Here is an 18,482-nt window from a genome sequence, read left to right on the forward strand (position 1 = left end):
GGCGACGAAACACATGGCCTTACTGCTCCTCATACGACCAGAGCAGGCCGCCATCCACGAACAGGGTGGTGCCGGTGATGTAATCTGCGTCGGCCGAGGCCAGAAACGCGGCCACCCCGGACACATCTTCGGGCATTCCCAGCCGCTTCAGGGGAATGTTTTCCAGCAGCGGCTTGAGCTTGGCTGGATCGTTCAGCAGCGCCTTATTGATGGGCGTTTCGATGGCACCCGGCGCGATGTTGTTGATGGTGATTCCGAACGGCGCGAGTTCGACGGCAAGATTGCGCGTCAACATTTTCAGCCCGCCCTTGCTGGCGCAGTAGGCGGCGAAATGCGGGAACGGCAACTCTTCGTGGACGGAACTGATATTGATAATCTTGCCCGCGTGTTTGGCGGCAATCCATTGTCGGACTACCGCCTGTGTGAGAAAAAACACGCCCTTCAGGTTCACATTGAGTACGAGGTCGTAGTCCTGTTCGCTCACCTCCCAGAAATCGGCGCGCCGCTCCAGGCCGGCGTTGTTGACCAGGATGTCGGCCGTCCCAAAGCGATCAAACACGGCCTCAATGAAAGTTCGCGCCTGCGTGATGTCGCTGAGATCCGCCTGCAAGGCCAGCGCTCTGCGGCCATTCCCCGCTCCCGCACCTCCGGCCGTAATGCGGTCCACCACTTCCTCGGCGCCGGCGCGGTTGGCGCGGTAACAAAAAGCGATGTCGGCGCCTTCTGCGGCCAAACGCAAGGCGATGGCGCGACCGATGCCCCGGTCGCCACCGGTGACGATCGCGACCTTTCCTTCCAGACGTTTGGTCACAGCGCTACTTTGCATGGTGGTGTCGCCAGTTAAGCGCGCCGCCGTTGGCGGCCGGTATCCGACACCAGGGCCGCAGCCGCGTCGTCCACCAGCCAGAGCAACTTGCCTTCGGGAACGATGAGCTGAGCGGGCAAACGCTCAGGGTCACGAGGGCCGAGCAGGACCTCGCGCAGGACCTGCGCCTTCTCTTGGCCCGCTACCAAGAACGCCACGGTGCGTCCGCGATTCAGCAGGGGAGCGCTCAGGCTGATGCGCCACGAGCTGACCTCGGCCACAAAGTCGGCCAGCACCAGCCGTGATGTTTCCTGCAGCGCCGGCGAGTGCGGAAACAACGAGGCCGTATGGCCGTTAGTGCCGAGTCCGAGATAGACGAGATCGAACTGCGGCACGGAAACGGAGTCCCGCAAGCTTTGCCGGATATCTTCTTCATACGCGCCGGCAGCGGCCCGAGGCGGGCTGATCTCCGTCGGCACTCGGTGAATGTTCGCCGAGGGCAGTGGAACGTGCCGCAACAGCGCCTCGTAAGTCATGCGGTAGTTGCTGTCGCGATCATTGGCGGGGACATAGCGCTCGTCTCCCCAGAAAATGTCGGCATGGTCCCAATCAACGCGGCTGCTGAACTCGTTTGTCGCCAGCAACTCGTACACGCGGCGCGGTGTGGAGCCCCCGGAAAGCGCCACCCGGAAACGGCCGCGCGCGCTGATGGATTCCGTCGCCACTTTGACGAACAGCTCTGCTGCGGCGCTGGCGAGTTGCTCAGCATCGCCATATACGAGAAGCTCGCTGGGGTACGCGGTCCTGGGTGCGCTCGTCATGTTCCCTCCGAACCCAACCTCACTATGCAGCGCGGCGTAGCGGCGGCGCGATGGTATGCCAGCCGCGCAATTCTTCGCTGATCAGCTCATTGGCGGGGTTGGGACCTTCGCTGCCGGCGGCATAGTTTGGAAATTCCGGCGGCGGCAGTTGCTCCCACGCCTCCTCGATCGGCGTAATGATGTTCCATTCCGCCTCAATCTCATCGCCGCGCGTAAACAGCGTGGCGTCGCCACGCATGGCATCGAGCAGCAGGGTCTCATAGGCGACTGGCGTGCTCCCGTCGAAAGCCGTGCGATAAGAAAAGTTCGCCTGCACGGGCACGACCTGCATGTGGCTGCCCGGCTTCTTCGCGCCGAACTGCAGCACAACACCTTCGTCCGGCTGGATGCTGATGACCACAACATTCGGTTCAATCTGCTCGTCGGGGGTGCGCGCGAACAGCGCCTGCGGCGTGCGCTTAAAGTGCACTCGCACTTCCGTCAGTTGGCGTGGCAAGCGCTTTCCCGTGCGCACGTAGAACGGCACGCCGGCCCAGCGCCAGTTATCGACATGAAATTCGATCGCTACGAAAGTTTCGGTGGACGAACCTGGGCTGACGCCCGGTTCGTGCCGGTACGCCGGGACAGGGCGGCCATCGATTTCGCCCGGACCGTACTGGCCGCGAACCGTCCGCCGTGCCACTTCCTCCCGGGTCATCGGACGGATGGAGCGGAACACCTGCACCTTCTGTTCGCGCACCGCGTCCGCCTCGAATGCGATCGGCGGGTCCATTGCGGTAATCGCGAGCAGTTGCAGCAAATGGTTGGCCACCATGTCGCGGAGCGCGCCGGTTTCCTCGTAGAACGCGGCGCGGTTTTCGACGCCCACGGTCTCGGCCGCCGTGATCTCCACATAATCGACATAGTTGCGGTTCCACACCGGCTCGAACAGCGAGTTGGCAAAGCGGAAGACCAGCATGTTCTGCACGGTCTCTTTGCCGAGATAGTGGTCGATGCGATAGACATCGCGCTCGGCGAAGGTGCGCAACACGGTGGCGTTGAGTTCGCGCGCGGTGCCGAGGTCGCGGCCGAAAGGTTTCTCCAGCACGATCCGCGACCAGCCGTTCGCATTGCGGTTCAGCCCGGCGGCGCCCAGACCTTCGATGATGGGATGGGCAACCGAAGCTGGGGTCGAGACGTAGAAAAGGTGATTGCTGCTGCTGCCAGCCGCGCGCATCTCTTCCAGTTGTGCGCGCAAACGCGGATAGAACTCCGTGTCATTCGGGTCGCCTGCAAGGTAGGACAGCCGTTTCTCAAACTCGGCCCACTGCGCTCCGCTGAAGTCGCGGGCTTCTTTGGAAGCCGCAGCGGCGTCATGCATGCGGGCGCGGAACTCTTCCGACGTCATCGGCGTGCGGCCAATGCCGAGGACATCGAACTTGGGATTCATGCAGCCCAGGCACGCCAGGTCGTAAAGTGCTGGAACCAGCTTGCGGCGTGTCAGGTCGCCGGATGCGCCGAAGATGACCAGCACGCAGGAGTCGCCTTTGGGCCATTGCGCCACGGCAGTGCGATCCATGGGAGTGGCTTCGATAATGGAGCTCATTGTTTTCCTCCGGATTGCTGGCGATCCAAACTTCTCCCGGTCCCGGTCCCAGGCTCTTGCGCGGCAGAGCGGCCCTAACCGCCACCGCCCTCGCATTGCTACTTCTCCAGAAGCCGGTGTTCCAGCGCCATGACCTTTGCCAATCGGCGGCGGTGGCGCTCTTCGCCGGTGAAGCGCGCGGCCACGAACCCGCGCACAAGGTCGAGCATCAGCTCTGGTCCGATCACGCGGGCGCCCAGGCAGAGAATGTTCATGTCGTCGTGCTCTACTCCCTGGTGTGCGGAGTAGATGTCGTGGCACATCCCGGCGCGAATGCCGCGAAACTTGTTGGCTGCAACCGCCACCCCTACGCCGCTGCCGCAGATCAGCAATCCGCGCTCGCAGCGGCCGCTTGCCACTTCCTCTGTGACCGCGGCCGCGTAGTCGGGATAATCATCCGGCTGCGTGGGATCGTGCGTGCCCAGATCGACGACCTCATGCCCGAGCCGCCGCAGTTCGGAGATCGCGGCCTCGTTCAGCGGGACGCCGGCATGATCCGCTCCCACGGCAATACGCATGACTACCTCACAATCAGCGATCGAGCTTCGCTGGCAACGTGCTCCGGCGTGAACCCGAAATGCGTCAGCAAATCCTTGATTGGGGCCGAGGCGCCAAAGTCGTAGCGGGCGATCACGCGTCCTTCGGAGCCGACGTACTCGCGCCAACCCAAGCCTGTACCCGCCTCGACAGCGAGGCGCGCGTGGACCTGAGGGGGAAGCACGCTGTTCTGGTACTCCTGGGGTTGCTGCTTGAACAGCTCCCAGGACGGCATGCTGACCACGCGGCTGCGAATACCCTCTGCCGCCAGCCGCTCGTGCGCCTGCAGGCAGAGCTGCACCTCCGAGCCGGTGCCCATCAGGATGACTTGCGCTTCTCCCGCTGAATCTGCCAAGACGTATGCCCCGCGCCGCAACCCGTCGGCGCTGGCGTACTTTGTGCGATCCAAGGTCGGCACGGCCTGCCGCGTGAGCACGAGCGCGACAGGCTGCTGCTTCGTCTGCATCGCCATGCACCACGCCTCGGCCGTCTCGTTCGCATCCGCGGGACGAATCACCACCAGTCGCGGGATCATTCGCAACGACATCAGCTGCTCGATCGGCTGGTGCGTCGGTCCGTCCTCGCCCAGACCGATCGAGTCGTGCGTGAACACGTAGATGACGGGCAAGTCCATGAGCGCGGAGAGCCGGATCGCGGCCCGCATGTAGTCGGAAAAGATCAGGAAGGTCGAGCCGAATACGCGCAGCTTCGACAACGCCATGCCGTTGAGAATGGCGCCCATCGCGTGTTCCCGTATGCCGAAATGAAAGTTCCTTCCCGAGTAGTTATCGCTCTCAAAATCCCCGGCTCCGGCAATCAGCGTCTTGGTTGAGGGCGCTAGATCGGCCGATCCGCCGATCAGCCACGGTACGTGTTTTGCAATCGCATTCTCTACGATGGATCCCGTGTCTCTCGTCGCCTTGCCCTTCGGGTCAGCGGGAAAGCTGGGGATCTCGGCATCCCAGCCGGGCGGCAGCTCGCCCCGTTGCAACCGGTCCCATTCCGCGGCCAGAGCAGCATCGCGATTGCGGAACTCGCTGAGCGCATCGTTCCATTCCCGCTCCCAGTAATCTCCGCGGTCGAGGGCCTTGTGCATGTATTCGAGCACCTCGGGTGGAACCAGGAAGTGCTCCTCCGGCGGCCAGCCATAGGCGGCTTTCGTTAGGCGAATCTCTTCTTCTCCCAGCGGCTCGCCGTGGGCGGCAGAAGTGTCGTGTTTGTTGGGCGCGCCCCAGGCGATGTGGCTGTCCACGATGATCAGCGACGGGCGCTCCTCTTCCCTGTGTGCGGTTCGGATCGCCACGTCGAGCAGTTCAAGATCGTTCGCATCACCGACTCGGAGCACGTTCCAGTGGTAAGACAGGAACCGCGCCGCAACGTCATCGGAAAACGCCAACGCGGTGTGGCCTTCGATGGTGATGCGGTTGTTGTCGTAAATCCAGATGAGGTTGGATAGACCCAGGTGCCCGGCGACCGAGGCGGCTTCTTGTGAAATACCTTCCATGAGATCGCCGTCGCCGCAGAAGGCGTAAATGCGATAGTCGATCAGTTTCTGTGCGTCGCGATTGAAATGTGCCGCGAGCCAGCGCTCCGCAATCGCCATGCCGACCGAATTCGCCACGCCTTGCCCCAGCGGGCCGGTGGTGGTTTCTACGCCCGGCGTCAGCCCGTATTCCGGATGACCCGGCGTACGCGAGTCCCACTGCCGGAAGTTCTGCAATTCTTCAAGGGTTAGGCCATAACCGGTCAAGTACAACAGCGAGTACAGCAGCATGGACGCGTGGCCATTGGACAGGATGAAGCGGTCGCGATTGGGCCACTGCGTATTGGCCGGGTTGTGCCGCAGATGGCGGTCCCACAACACGAAGGCCACTGGCGCCAGCGCCATCGGCGTGCCGGGATGACCGCTATTGGCCTTCTGCACCGCATCCATCGCGAGCGTCCGGATGGTGTTGATGCAGAGCAGTTCGAGCCGTTCCAGTGGCTTTTTTGCCGCCGGGGCGCCGCGAGGGACGCGAGTAGCTGTGTGCGCTTCGATCATGGCCGCCGGCGCACTAATGCGAGCTTCATGCGACTCGGATTGCGGGTTCGCCATATACTGCCCCTCTGACCCGCTGCTCCGCGCGGGCCTGCAATTCAATTGAGTAGTCTTTTCCTTCCCATCGGTTTTCATCCAGCCATAAGAATGTGAAGCGAATCGCGCCTTCCTGTTCGGGCAGCGGGAGGTCAACAAATTCAAGACCCACGCCCGTGGCTCTCGACCGTGCATCGGTTGAATGCTGCCATTCGTCGCTCGTCCAATGCAGCAAGAACGGAGAGTTCGCTTGGATGCGCAGGCGCGTGCCGGCAGCGGCCGTGGGCGCCTGACGATTGAATTTCCACACCTCGATCGCGTTGCGTTCCTTGCCGCCGCGCACATAGCGATCGTAGGCTGCTTCAATCAAATCAAAGATTTTGCGGTCCGCGGCGGAGCGTTGCAGTTTCAGGTATTCGGCATGAGCCCAGAGCAGAGGTAGAGCGGAGCCGGTCGGTCCGCCAAAGCGGAGATGGCGCGAAGGCAGGTTCGGTGCATCCCAGATCTGCTCGGGTATCAGGCCTATGCCTTGAGCGAATTTCTCAAGGGCACGCAGATAAGGACCAGCATCATGACCGGCGGCGATTTCGTAGTGGCCTCTCTCGCCGGTCAGCAGCGGCCACGCACGTCCGATTCCCCAAGACTTGAAAGACCCGCCGTCCTCTCGCTGGCCGTAGCCGTCGTGGTTGTAGCGCCGCCAGCAAGGGCCAAACGGTGTGTCAACCTTGAGTACGGCGTCGACGACGCGCAGTGAGTCTTGAATGATGGCATCGTCCGCGCTGCGAATCCCGTAGCGAACCAATTCGAGGAAACCGGGGTCCACGATCTCCTTGGCGGGAAACTCAAAGGGCGCACCGGGCGGCTGGTTTGCCAGGATCAAGGTTCCACAGTTCGGATCCTCATCCGCACCGTGGGCAACGTCGCCCGGGTTGATGCGGATGTAATGGCGACTGATTCCCGGTACGAGCGTTCCCTGGGTCGTGACCGTCCAGCGCTCGATGTGCGATTCCAGGAAATCGGCATAGTCGCGGACGAATTCTGCCGTGCCCGGGTCGCCCCGATCGTCAAAGAACTCGGCCGCGCATATGAGCGCGGTGATGTGGACCGCCAGCGTGGATGGCGAATAGCCGCTCGCTTCCTCCCAGCGATCCTGGGCCGTAACCGGACCCTCTCGGATGAGGAAACCGCAGGCGCGGCGAACCATATCGTAAGGATCGAAGTTGGCGAGCGCGCCGTGCTTCCACAGACGCCACGCCAGCAAGATCGGAAATGCCACCTCGTCCAGTTGTGCGCCCAACCAGTATGGCCGCCCGTCGATCCAGAAATTCTGGTAAAAGCCGCCGTCTTCGCGCTGCGACACGGCAAGATAAATGAGTGCGCGCAAGGGCGTGCTCAAGTCGCCGACCGCCAGCAACGCGCTCACGCACTTCACCATGTCACGCGTCCATACTAGATGGTAGCCGCCAAGCTCTTCGTCGCTCTTTTCATCGCCCCAGGGGATACTGAGCGACGCGATCATCGCGCCGGGATACGTCTTGTCCTCATGCGCCAGCAGTAGATTGACGCTGCGCTCGAACAGCGTGGAATTGTTGGATGCGGCCGCCAGAGCAAACCGCTTGGACGTGCGCTCCCATTGCCGGATGAAAGACTCGCGTATCTGCTCGAAGGGGATGCTCAACGACTGCACCAGTGAACTGAGAGCGTCGTGCCGGGTAGTGCCAAATGCCAATCCAACCGTGAATTCGGCGCCCCGGGAAAGATCGAGCCCGCCGGTCAAAGCGATGTTGCCGTCGAGTGCCGCCTCGTATCGCCAGTCCAGGCGATAATTGTCAGCCAGATCCGTCCATCCATCGTTCACGCCCACATAACCGCAGGAGCACTCGGTCAACGGAACGGTGGCGCCAAGCACCAGCCATGTATTGCCTTTGTGGGCGACCAGGACTGTGCGCCCTTTTGTCTGCAGCACTTCTCCGTTGTTGTGCCAGCCTCCAATCTCCAGGTGCGGCGCACACAGCACATACATGCGCAGCTTGGCCAACAATTCCGGAGGCGCTTCCAGCCGGGTGTGAATGAGAAGGCAGTTCTGATGCGGGTCGCCAAGAATGGTCTTGTGGATGGCGTAACGACCTTGTTTCTCTCGCTTGGTGACTTCAAAGCCGAGCGCCGCTTCTGCAATGCAATCGATCTGCCCGACAAAGTTCCTGCGCTCGTCGTGGAAAAAACTCTCGCCGTCAGTGATCAGGAACTGCAGATCACGGATCTGGGGTGAATCGATCGTCGGATAATAAACCTCGGTCACACACCCGTAGTCGAGCGTGTACCAGACGCGGCTGGAAGTTGAATAGGCTGTCCCAACGCCGACTTTAGCGCCGCGCGTCCACCGAGGTTCAATTCCCGGTCCACCGGGCGCGAGGCGTGCAACACTGGGGCTAATCGCCATGGGACTTTGCAAGCGGCCTCCACCTCTTGATGAATGTCAACGCGATTTGGTCGCAAGGTCGCCGGAGTTATTTCTCACCAACAACAGCGTCCGGCTGAGGCGCAACGAATCGGTCGGACGCTATTGCACATCGTCAGAACTACTTTAGAAACTTCCCCTGTTCTAGTTCCTCGAATGCCTGCCTAAGCTGCTCCTGCGTGTTCATCACAATCGGGCCGTACCATGCAACCGGCTCCTGCAGCGGCTTTCCCGAGACTAGGAGAAACCGGATGCCGTCGTCTCCCGCTTGTACCGTGACCTCGTCGCCGCGATCGAAGAGGATGAGCGAGCGGTTGTCGGCCTCGGTCGGAGGTGCAGTATCCGCCCATTTCACCGCTTCCGTCGGCACCGCCAGTGGACCCGATGCATTGCAGAACTTTCCGCTGCCCGCGAAAACATAAGCAAACGCGTGCCGATTGGTCTCGACTGAGAGGGTCTTCCTCCGGCCAGGAGATACCGCAACGTCAAGGTAGATGGGATCGGCGGCTATCCCCTCCACGGGGCCCGTCTTCCCCCAAAAATTGCCGCAGACAATTCGAACGTGAGTGCCATCGTCATCCTTGACCTCTGGAATTTCAGGCGCCTTCACCTCCTGATAACGCGGCGAGGTCATTTTGAGTGAGGACGGTAGATTCGCCCACAGCTGGAAACCATGCATCCGCCCCGTCTGGTCACCCTTCGGCATCTCCTGGTGGATGATTCCGCTACCCGCGGTCATCCATTGCACGTCGCCGGCCGCAATAACCCCGTTGTTTCCCATGCTGTCGCCGTGTGCCACGGTTCCAGCCAACACGTAAGTGATGGTTTCAATGCCGCGGTGCGGATGCCACGGGAAGCCCGCCAAGTAATCTTCCGGAACGTCATTGCGGAAGTCATCCAAGAGAAGAAAGGGGTCGAAGTCAGACGTGTTACCGAAGCCGAAGGCCCGGCGCAAATGCACGCCTGCGCCTTCGAGAGTCGGCTTCGACTTGATGAGCCGCTTCACTGGTCGAATCGACATGTCCGTCTCCAAATGCTGAGAGTCTCCGTAAATGAATACGGCCCCGGCGTCCGTCAGGGCGCCTTCGCGCGTCTCGCAGAAGACTTCTTAGATGCCTCCATACACCGGCACGGCTGCACCATGGATCAATTTGGCATCGTCGCTGCACAAGAACAGGATCACGCGTGCTATTTCCTCCGGCTTCGGCAGCAACAATCTCGTCGAGAGATCTGCCTTGCCTTTTGAGAGTCGCCACCTTCTCGCGGACGGGCACGAGCAGGTCGCGGTAGAAGGTGAGTTGAGACTTGTTGCCAACCTGACCGTGTCCTGGGATGACGATCGTCTTGTCCGTGACTTTGGCCTCTCCGGTGCCACCTGACTTCACGGGGGAGGCCGGCGTTCACAATCCTCCTTATATCTGTGAGCGCGTCTGCGTTTGACCGCTCAGTGTTCTGCAATGTCAGTGGTGTTCAGCTCGCTCGGCGATCCCGCTGAATTTCGGATAAGAACCACGTGCGGCGTTCCGTCTGGTCGATCCAGTTTTCAATCAGGCTGGCTGTGGCCACATCGTTGTTCCGATCGCAAATCTCGTGGGTTGCACGCAGGAACCGAGTGAGTCGCCGGTTGTCAGCCGCCAGCTCCGCCAGCATGTCCAGGGGAGCGACAGATTCCTCGTTGTTGTCTTGCAACCGTTGATGCCGTGAGATATCGCTGATGGAGCGCAGCGTGGTCCCGCCGATCTTGCGTGCGCGTTCCGCGATGTCGTCGGTCATGGTGAAGATCTGGTCGGCGTGCTCGTCCAGGAGCAGGTGGAAATCTCTGAAGTGGCGCCCGCTCATGTGCCAGTGGAAATTCTTGGTTTTCAGGTAGAGTACGAATACGTCGCCAAGCAATTGGCGCAAGGCAGTTGTAATTTCCGCAACTTCACTCGGGTTGAGATCGCCGGTGATCCCGATCGTAGCTTTCTCTCGCCTCTCCAGTCGAACTGCATTACTTGCTCTCATTGGTTTGTTTTCCTTTCGGATGAGGATTTTCCACTTCTGCCCCCACTGTGTTGGCATCAGCTAAGCACTTCTGTCTTGCTCCCTGAGGATCCACTCGCGTACATCGCGGCGCAGAGGTCCCGCGATGGACACGCTCTTCGGACGCGATTTGCAGGGCGATTCGTAGTCTTCCGAATAATTCATTCCGTTGCATGATCTCTGGGCACGTTGGCTGGTTGTTATCTCCATTCGAATCAAACAACCGCTCTATCCCGGAGCGTCCGCCAGCGGGAGCCACACTTGAAATCGTGTATCGCCCGGCTTCGATGTGACCTGAATATTGCCTCTGTGCTTCCTCACAATTCGCTGCACCGTATCCAGCCCCAGTCCGGTGCCCTCCCCGACTCCCTTGGTCGTGAAGAAAGGCTCAAAGATACGCGGCTTGATCTCGGGCGGAATTCCCGGGCCGTTGTCGCCGATCTCGACGACCACGCACGTGTCCTCTCGATATGTCCGGACGCGAAGCTCGCCATTGCCCCCCATCGCGTCAATGGCATTGTCGATGATGTTGGTCCAGACCTGGTTCAGTTCGCTGCCGAACGAATTCACCAGGAGGGAGACCTGCTCGTACTCGCGCCGCACCACAACGGCGCGCCGCTTGAGCTTGTGGTTCAGTATTGTAAGCGTGTTTTCCAGGCTCTTCACGATGTCCACGTTCTGCAGCGGCGCCTGGTCCATGAACGTGTATTCCTTGATCGCCAGCACCAGCTCGGAAATCCGCGACGTGCTGCTCTCGATTTCATTCAGCAGCGTCGCCACTTCCAGCGACGCCGCAATCCTCACCAGCGCGGCTCGGGCGGTATCGGGATCGAGTGTCGCAAACAACGATTCCAAAACTGCCGGCTTGATATTCTTGCTCGCCAGGTCGGAGGGCAATTGCCACAGGTCGTTTTGCCCGTGACCGTGCAACCACGACTCGATCTGCTCTTCCAGGTCTCTGATCGTCAGGGCATCGGGCGGAGGTCCGTCCAGTGTGGTAAGCGAAGCTTCCAGCTTTTCGATTTCCGCTTTTTGCGCCGGTGTCAGCTCGCGCCGTCCTAGCTCGTGACTCGCGTCTCTGATCCGATTCAGGATGTCACGCAATTGGCTGGCGGCACGTTTGGCGGCGGACGCTGGGTTGTTGAGCTCATGCGCCAGCCCAGCCGAAAGCTTTCCCAGCGCAGCCAGCCGGTCTCGCTGTTGCTCGATGCGCGTAACTTCGCGGATTCTGTCCGACATCACGCCGACCAGCCGTTTGGCCAGTTCCGGCATCTTCTGCACCAGTTCTGGAAACAGCGCTGCTGGAAAACGCAAGAGGCGACTTGCCGAAAGCGCCCGCCCCGTGACCATGGCCTGCTTCATCCTGGAAAACGGGAGCGCGCCGGTCACATCGCCCGTCTTCATTGGAATGACGACGATTTCGCCTCCAAATTCTCCCCGCGCTTGCAGTTCTCCTTCCAGAATCACAAACATCGCATCTGCCGGATCATTCGCGCGCACGTAGGTTTCTCCGGGGCTGAAATGCAGCTCTTCCGACTGGCTGAGGAACCAGGCAAGCTGGTCCTCAGGCAGGTCGGCGAATGCCGGGACGCGAAGGAGTTCCGATGTCTCGACCATTTAGACCTTGCTCAGGTACTGATGGACGAATTGCACAGCCACCGATCCTTCACCGACTCCGGAAGCCACGCGCTTGACCGACCCATGGCGCACGTCGCCCACCGCAAACAGCCCGGGAACATTGGTCTCCAGCAGGAACGGATCCCTGTCCAGCGTCCATCCCTTGGCACGTTGTCCGTCCCGTGTGAGATCGGGGCCGGTCAGGATGAATCCGCGTTCGTCTCGCTCAACCACATCCGTCAGCCATTTCGTTCGCGGCAGCGCTCCGATAAAGATGAACATGGCGTTCGCCGGCACGCGCTCGGTCTTGCCGGTGTCCGAACACAGCACCGAAACTTCCTCCAGGTGATTGTCACCATGCACTTCGACCACGCTGGCTTGGCTCCACAACTGAATGTTGGGTGTCTCTTTGATCTGGTCGATCAGGTACTGTGACATGCTGCTTGCGAGCGACGTTCCCCGCACCAGGATGACCACGCGTTCGGCATACTTGGAGAAATTCATGGCGGCCTGGCCTGCCGAATTCGCGCCGCCCACGACATACACGATCTCGCCCTTGCACGACAGCGCTTCGGTTGCGCCGCCGCCGTAGTAAACACCGGCGCCCTGCAAGCGGTCGATTCCCGGAGCTTCCAGTCGCCGCCACTGCACACCCGCCGCAATCATCAGTGCGTGGCAGGAGATCTCGCTGCCGTCCGCCAGCTTGATAATCCGGTACGGCCCTTCGATGCGGACGCCGACCGCCTCCTGCGGCGACAGGATCTCCACCCCAAAACGCTGCGCCTGCACCACCGCGCGACGCGCCAGGTCGCCGCCGCTGAGCCCGTTCGGGAACCCCAGGTAATTCTCGATGCGCGAGCTCATTCCTGCCTGGCCGCCTGGCGCTTCCCGCTCAATCATCACGGTGTGCAGCCCTTCCGACGCGCCATACACGGCTGCCGCCAGTCCGGCCGGTCCTCCGCCCACAATGGCCAGATCGTAAAAGTCGGTTTGCGCCCGCGTCCGCAATCCAATCCTTTGCGCAACCTGTGTCGGCACGCTGTCCAAGAGCTTGGTCCCGTCGGGGAACAGAACCACCGGCAGATTCGCCGCCTCCGGGCCCAGCGCCTCCAACAGTCGCTTGGTTTCCGGATCGTTGGCGGAAAGCTCCACGTCGATCCACTGGTACGGCACATGATTGCGCGCCAGGAAATCCCGCAGTTCATACGAGCGTGGCGACCACCGAGTGCCCAACAGCCGGATACCATCGAATGTCGGGCGGTAGGAGGCTTGCCAGTCGTCGAGCAAGTCATCCAACTGCGGATACAAATGCTCGTCGCACCTCTCCGATTAGTTCGGACGCGATGCACAGTTGCGATCACACCACGAGCCTCAAGGCGAATCTATTGGACGATAGTGTCGGTCGATACCTTCGTATCAGTCAGAGTGACGAGCGGCATTCGATGCGCCAGGACGAAGGTTAGGTGCCCCGCGGGACCTTGAAATTGCGAGCCCGATCATGCTCATCTGCGTTTCCCACTTCGGCGTGCCGTTCCATAGCGGTACGCCGCTGCGTTCATGGCGCGCGGCGTCAATTATTCCGGCCACTTCCGTTTCCATCCACGGCTCGGACAGCGCGCGAATCCCCTCGCGCAGCACATCGCCATCCTGCTCTTCGAGGAGCTTGCCAACTTAGCCTCGCTATGAAGATGTCGAAGCGACTTCCATCGCGTTCTTACATTCAAAGGCAGCGCTCAGCAGCCATCTGTCGTCGCGAACCCGCTCCGGGAGTTATCGCATGGTGAGATTCCGCGGAATTACTTGCTCGCGAAAGCCACAGGCGGAGCCGAAATGAGATTCCAGACGCCCAGAAATGTGCCGGGCAGTAGCATGAACGCGATACCGCTGCCGATATAGGCGACCAGCAGGCGAGACAAACCGATTTCCCGCGCCAGCGCCATCTGAAAGACGTACTCCGGTGCTGACGCGGTAGACGGGTCAGAAGTGATCTTCTGCGTAGCCACTGCTATTTAACCCGGTGTTCGTGCTGGGCTTGCTCGATACTTTCGTGCTCTAGCGCGACTCCAGTCGTGCAGATGAGGTGCTCCAACTCTGTCATTTTCGCAGCGAGGGTGACCTGCTCTTCTCTCGAGAGCGTGGAATCGGCAAGTCGCAGCAGCTGATCCTCTTCATCCACGATGTGGTGTTGGATCACGTCGCAGAGCTCTGTCGAGAAGCGAACAATCTCCGCACGTTGCCGCTCATCCGGACAGCCTTGGATAGATTCCAGAAGCCCGACGAGGTGCCGTTCAACCTCACGGACATACTCATGTTGCTCGTCCAACTGTGACAGCAACTCCGGCAGCTGAGAGCGCAGGGAAGGATAAAAGACGTTTTCCTCCTTCTGGAAGTGAGGCCGTGACAGGTACTGTATGCCAGACAGTACCCGGCGTACGTCGGAAACGATATCGCCTGCGGGGTGCTTGACCGCGTGCAGAAGCTGGTCGATCTGCGTCTCAACCAGGCGATGCTCCGAGCGCAGCAAATCAGAAGCGGGCGTGACGCTCATTTTGTGCCTCCCGAGCACGACTCGGAACTAATTTCGGAAGAGCTAAATGTGCTGTTTCCGCCAGTATCGCGGGGCTGAAGCTCTTGCACTGCAAAGCTGCTCACGTTGCGGCGCTTCGCCATCTCTTGTGCAATCTCTGCGCTCTGGGCTGGGGAGAGCACTCGGGCTGCGAGCGGGAAGAGGACTCTATCCTCGAACTCAATATGAGTGCGGTACATGGACTCCAGTTTGGCGACAGCGGATTGGAATGCCTGAGCCTGGTTCCTTGCGAGTCGGCCTTTAAGAAGCCACTGCTGCCCTAAACGATCCACCTCCGCGTGCAACGGAGCTGCCCAGCGGTGCTCCTGCTCAAGTCGGACAACATCCCCTAGCGCCGAGTGCACGTCAGGATCTGGCACACCGCGGAGACGAGGAAACAGGGATTCCTCCTCGTCAGCATTGTGTTTCGGTGCAGCTTCGCGAAAGTAGCGCAGCGCCGTATCGAGGGCCCGTCGCTCATCTTCGGCAAGTTGCCGGCCACTAAAATCGGCTGCTGCCCTGAGAGCGTTCAGGAACATTTCAATGCGACGATGACAATCGGACATCAGCCCCGTAGGATCAGAGAAGTCGCTCGTTTTGCTTCCAATCTGGACCGGCATGATCGGTAGTCTCCTTCGTCGCCCTGACCCTTCTCAGGACCGGATCATGATAAGCAGCATCTTGAACTTGGAAATTGCTCGCAGCGCGTGTGGCTGGTTAGCCGGCATCAAGATCACCTCGCCGGCGCCAAGTTGGAACGGCTTGCCGGCAATCACAATTTCTACCTTACCTTCCAGCACATGTACCAAGGCGTCGAAGGGCGCAGTGTGCTCACTCAGCTCCTGACCTTCGTCAAACGCGAACAGTGTGACATTCCCTGTGCTGCGCCGGATGAGAACACGGCTGACCACCGATCCTTGCTGGTAACTCGCAAGTTCCACCACTCGATCTGCTTCGGCCGGGATAATCTCCCCCTTCGCTTTTAAATTTGCAGTTTGTTGACGGTCAGTCGGCTGTGCGGAAACCCGGAAGTCACTCATGGGCACCCCTTTCGGCCAGGAGCGGCACCGCGACGGCCGCTCCTTGCCATTGCACTCATGTTCTATGGTACTGATCGCATCACGACATGATGTGACTTTTGTCACGACGTGCGAGTTGCTGCCAAAACTGGAAACTCACGCGGCTCTGTCGCGGCTCCATTCTGAGGATGCTTCCACTCGCAGCGAATCGATCGAGGGGTTCGGAAGCGAAGAGGGTGGATCGCTCGCCGGATACGAGTCGGCCAATGTTTTGTCCATCATCTTCTCACGGATGGCTGCTGTGTCTCCGGGCGCAACGCAACGATCTTCCGGATCACGGTCTATTTCGGCGACTATGAGTGCTTGATCCCGGCGGCTTCGCAAATCGCTTTCACTCGCCATATATTTGCGAAACCTCAATTCTTAGATTCCTCCTGGGGCGTCCCGGGTCCAATAAGTCGGTCGAAGCTGCGGACCTCCTCTTTCCCAGACAAGTTACGACTGAGAGATCGAACCACCGGCATGATCGAGATGCGGACTTTAGTCACAGCATATCGTGTCGCGATATTCTAGGATCATGGTGTTGGAGGTCGCATATGCATACAAGCAATCATTCAATTCGCTCGGTTTTGCAGCGCTCATGACCGTATTGCTTTCGTTCCTCGCCCTCGGTGGGAGCGACGCGGTGGCCCAGGGGATGGAGGCCATGAAGGGCATGGAGGGCATGGCTTCATCCCGGCATGCTTCCGCCCAGGTGGTCGACGTCGTCCGCGATGCCGCCGATGTCCCGCCGCCGGTCGGGAACCGCCCGCCCACCACGGTAAAGGTTGAGTTGACGGCCGCGGAAGTCGTCGGTGAGTTGGATCCGGCTACCGGCACGACTTATCGCTACTGGACCTTCAACGGCAAGGTCCCCGGCCCCATGATTCGCGTTCGCGAGGGCGACACCGTCGAGGTCACGTTGCACAATAGTCCTTCCAGCCACATGGTCCATTCCATCGACTTCCATGCGGCCATCGGACCCGGAGGCGGTGCTGCTTTCTCGCAGGTTCTGCCCGGCACGGAGAAGACGTTCACCTTTCAAGCGACCACACCGGGCCTGTTCGTCTACCACTGCGGCACGCCCATGATTGCCGATCACATTGCCAACGGCATGTACGGGCTGATCCTGGTCGAACCGCAGGGTGGATTGTCGCGCGTCGATCACGAGTACTACGTGATGCAGGGCGAAATCTACACCACCGCTGCCAAGGGGAAAACGGGAATGCAAAGCTTCAGTGAAGCCAACCTGATGCAGGAATCGCCCGAGTATTTCGTGTTCAATGGCGCTGTGGATGCGCTGACCAAAAAGTATCCTCTGCAAGCCCACCCCGGCGAGACCGTCCGGTTTTTCTTCGGCGATGCCGGCCCGAATGAGACGTCTTCCCTGCACGTCGTGGGCGAAATTTTCACCCGCGACTACCAGCTTGGCTCCCTCACTTCGCCTCCGCTCAATGGCGTCCAGACCGCAAGTGTCCCACCAGGCGGTGCGGCCATCCTCGAACTCAAGGCCGTAATGCCCGGACAGTTTAATTTCATGGACCACGCCATGGCTCGCATGGCCAAGGGCCTGATGGGCACGCTGAAGGTACAGGGCGAGATGACCGCACAGCTGATGCATGCCGGGCCCGCCTCGGCTGTCGCTGATGTCCACCAATCCCCTGTGGCGGGGCCGACCCCGATGGTCGAGATCGTCGGCAAGGGCGGCATGGATGCGGCGTCTCCGCCCTTAGCGGCTTCCGATACGAGCGGCTCGGACAGCGAGAACAGCCACATGCGCATGATGAGGGAGATGAATCATCCAGCGAACGCAACCGCTACGGCGACTATACCGGGCTCAAATGTTCGGGACCACCGCGGGCGGGTGCAGCGGCCGGGAGCAGCACAGCTGGACGGCTGCCTCACCTTCGCTGGCCCAATCGGAATTCCCAAGCTGACGTTATTTCATTCGCAAGAATCGTATGAGTTGGAGCCTAGATCCGGCCTGTTGAGGGACAGTCCGCTGGCCTTCGCGCAAAATGTAAATGCACTGGTCCATGTCACCGGACACTTGGATCGTGACCCGGGCTACGACGGTAAGCATTGGTTCATCGTGGAGGCGATCGATCAGCTCGCTCCGTCTTGCCACACGAATGAGTCGTTGGCGCAATTGCGCAGCTCAGAAAAAAGACGATTGGCACGGGCGAACGCCGCTCCCGCGGGCGCCGTTACCGTGGGGATGGGGGATATGACGTTCCTGCAACCGGACATCATCGTCAACGTGGGCCAGGAAGTCGTATGGAGGAACACTTCTTCGACGATCCACAACGTGGTTGCAGACCCTGCCAAGGCGACTGTGGTAGCAGACGTCCATCTGCCACGTGGTGCACCAACGTTTGATTCAGGCTACCTGCAACCGGGACAGACCTTCGTTCATACATTCACAGTGCCGGGAGTGTATCGCTACGTGTGCACGCTTCACGAGGCCAGCGGGATGAAAGGCGTAGTCATCGTGAAGGCAGCGGGGGCCACAAACATGGCGCGCGCCACGGAACCAAATCACCAATAGATGTCGTTTCCGCCGAACGTTCGGCGGTTTTGCAGGCGTGGGCAAAGCGGCCCCCACGCCTGACTTTTTAACCAGCCGCAGATGATCAGCATGAGCATGAAAACGGGATCCGCCCTGCGGCGATGTTGTTCACCTCAGGCGTTGTTGGCTTCGCACTCCCAGCGGCATGTTCTGCTGATTCAGGACGATGTCCTTGCGGGCAATCCTCAGCCCACGCCTGTTCCACAACACGACCAGAGCCTCTGCTCTCTGCGAATGTATGGTTCGCCGCGCGACGGCAAGGGGGAAGATCGAAACCGCATCGCTACACAATAGGCGGATTCTTCAGTCGGAGCGGGATCATTCTCCTGGC

16 protein-coding genes are annotated in these 18,482 nt (G+C 60.4%); 2 read left to right on the forward strand and 14 right to left on the reverse strand.

Annotated features, from left to right (window positions below; genetic code table 11):
* Positions 1–19: 19 nt before the first annotated feature.
* The 7 genes from LAN70_14690 to LAN70_14720 form a co-directional block, all read right to left on the reverse strand.
* Complete coding sequence (locus LAN70_14690) at positions 20–826, reverse strand: glucose 1-dehydrogenase (protein MBZ5512400.1); 807 nt, start codon at positions 824–826, stop codon at positions 20–22.
* A gap of 14 nt (positions 827–840) precedes the next feature.
* Complete coding sequence (gene pgl, locus LAN70_14695) at positions 841–1,626, reverse strand: 6-phosphogluconolactonase (protein ID MBZ5512401.1); 786 nt, start codon at positions 1,624–1,626, stop codon at positions 841–843.
* Positions 1,627–1,648: 22 nt separating this feature from the next.
* Positions 1,649–3,211, reverse strand: coding sequence for a glucose-6-phosphate dehydrogenase (gene zwf / locus LAN70_14700; GenBank protein MBZ5512402.1), 1,563 nt, complete (start codon positions 3,209–3,211; stop codon positions 1,649–1,651).
* Between the two features lie 98 nt (positions 3,212–3,309).
* Positions 3,310–3,768: a ribose 5-phosphate isomerase B gene (rpiB, locus tag LAN70_14705; GenBank protein MBZ5512403.1), complete on the reverse strand. Its 459-nt coding sequence runs from the start codon at positions 3,766–3,768 to the stop codon at positions 3,310–3,312.
* 2 nt (positions 3,769–3,770) lie between these two features.
* Positions 3,771–5,828, reverse strand: coding sequence for a transketolase (gene tkt / locus LAN70_14710; GenBank protein ID MBZ5512404.1), 2,058 nt, complete (start codon positions 5,826–5,828; stop codon positions 3,771–3,773).
* A 25-nt stretch (positions 5,829–5,853) separates the two neighbouring features.
* Positions 5,854–8,301, reverse strand: coding sequence for a glucan 1,4-alpha-glucosidase (locus LAN70_14715; protein ID MBZ5512405.1), 2,448 nt, complete (start codon positions 8,299–8,301; stop codon positions 5,854–5,856).
* A gap of 139 nt (positions 8,302–8,440) precedes the next feature.
* Entirely contained in the window at positions 8,441–9,340 is a 900-nt protein-coding gene (locus tag LAN70_14720; GenBank protein MBZ5512406.1) for a pirin family protein, read from the reverse strand.
* Between the two features lie 91 nt (positions 9,341–9,431).
* On the opposite strand from LAN70_14720, the gene LAN70_14725 reads away from it, so the two are divergent.
* The gene (locus LAN70_14725) at positions 9,432–9,698 is read left to right on the forward strand and encodes a hypothetical protein (GenBank protein MBZ5512407.1); all 267 of its coding nucleotides are present in this window, start codon (positions 9,432–9,434) and stop codon (positions 9,696–9,698) included.
* 91 nt (positions 9,699–9,789) lie between these two features.
* Here the strand turns inward: LAN70_14725 and LAN70_14730 are convergent, their stop codons facing one another.
* The 7 genes from LAN70_14730 to LAN70_14760 form a co-directional block, all read right to left on the reverse strand.
* A complete protein-coding gene (locus tag LAN70_14730; GenBank protein ID MBZ5512408.1) occupies positions 9,790–10,323 on the reverse strand; it encodes a DNA starvation/stationary phase protection protein in 534 nt (177 codons plus the stop codon).
* A gap of 246 nt (positions 10,324–10,569) precedes the next feature.
* Positions 10,570–11,958 carry a cyclic nucleotide-binding domain-containing protein gene (locus tag LAN70_14735; GenBank protein MBZ5512409.1) on the reverse strand — a complete coding sequence of 463 codons (1,389 nt, stop codon included), beginning with the start codon at positions 11,956–11,958 and terminating at the stop codon, positions 10,570–10,572.
* Positions 11,959–13,266, reverse strand: a complete 1,308-nt coding sequence (locus LAN70_14740; GenBank protein ID MBZ5512410.1) for an FAD-dependent oxidoreductase — start codon at positions 13,264–13,266, stop codon at positions 11,959–11,961.
* Between the two features lie 488 nt (positions 13,267–13,754).
* Positions 13,755–13,961: a hypothetical protein gene (locus tag LAN70_14745; protein MBZ5512411.1), complete on the reverse strand. Its 207-nt coding sequence runs from the start codon at positions 13,959–13,961 to the stop codon at positions 13,755–13,757.
* Between the two features lie 2 nt (positions 13,962–13,963).
* Positions 13,964–14,506 (reverse strand): hemerythrin domain-containing protein, encoded by a 543-nt coding sequence (locus LAN70_14750; GenBank protein ID MBZ5512412.1) that lies wholly within the window; start codon positions 14,504–14,506, stop codon positions 13,964–13,966.
* Entirely contained in the window at positions 14,503–15,144 is a 642-nt protein-coding gene (locus tag LAN70_14755) for a hemerythrin domain-containing protein (protein ID MBZ5512413.1), read from the reverse strand. The genes LAN70_14750 and LAN70_14755 overlap by 4 nt, the downstream gene beginning before the upstream one ends.
* 33 nt (positions 15,145–15,177) lie before the next feature.
* Positions 15,178–15,564 (reverse strand): cupin domain-containing protein, encoded by a 387-nt coding sequence (locus LAN70_14760; GenBank protein ID MBZ5512414.1) that lies wholly within the window; start codon positions 15,562–15,564, stop codon positions 15,178–15,180.
* Between the two features lie 556 nt (positions 15,565–16,120).
* Between LAN70_14760 and nirK the strand changes: the two genes are divergently transcribed.
* Positions 16,121–18,130, forward strand: a complete 2,010-nt coding sequence (nirK, locus tag LAN70_14765; GenBank protein ID MBZ5512415.1) for a nitrite reductase, copper-containing — start codon at positions 16,121–16,123, stop codon at positions 18,128–18,130.
* Positions 18,131–18,482: the final 352 nt, after the last annotated feature.

Source organism: Terriglobia bacterium (assembly GCA_020072845.1).
GTDB lineage: Bacteria > Acidobacteriota > Terriglobia > Terriglobales > Acidobacteriaceae > JAIQGF01.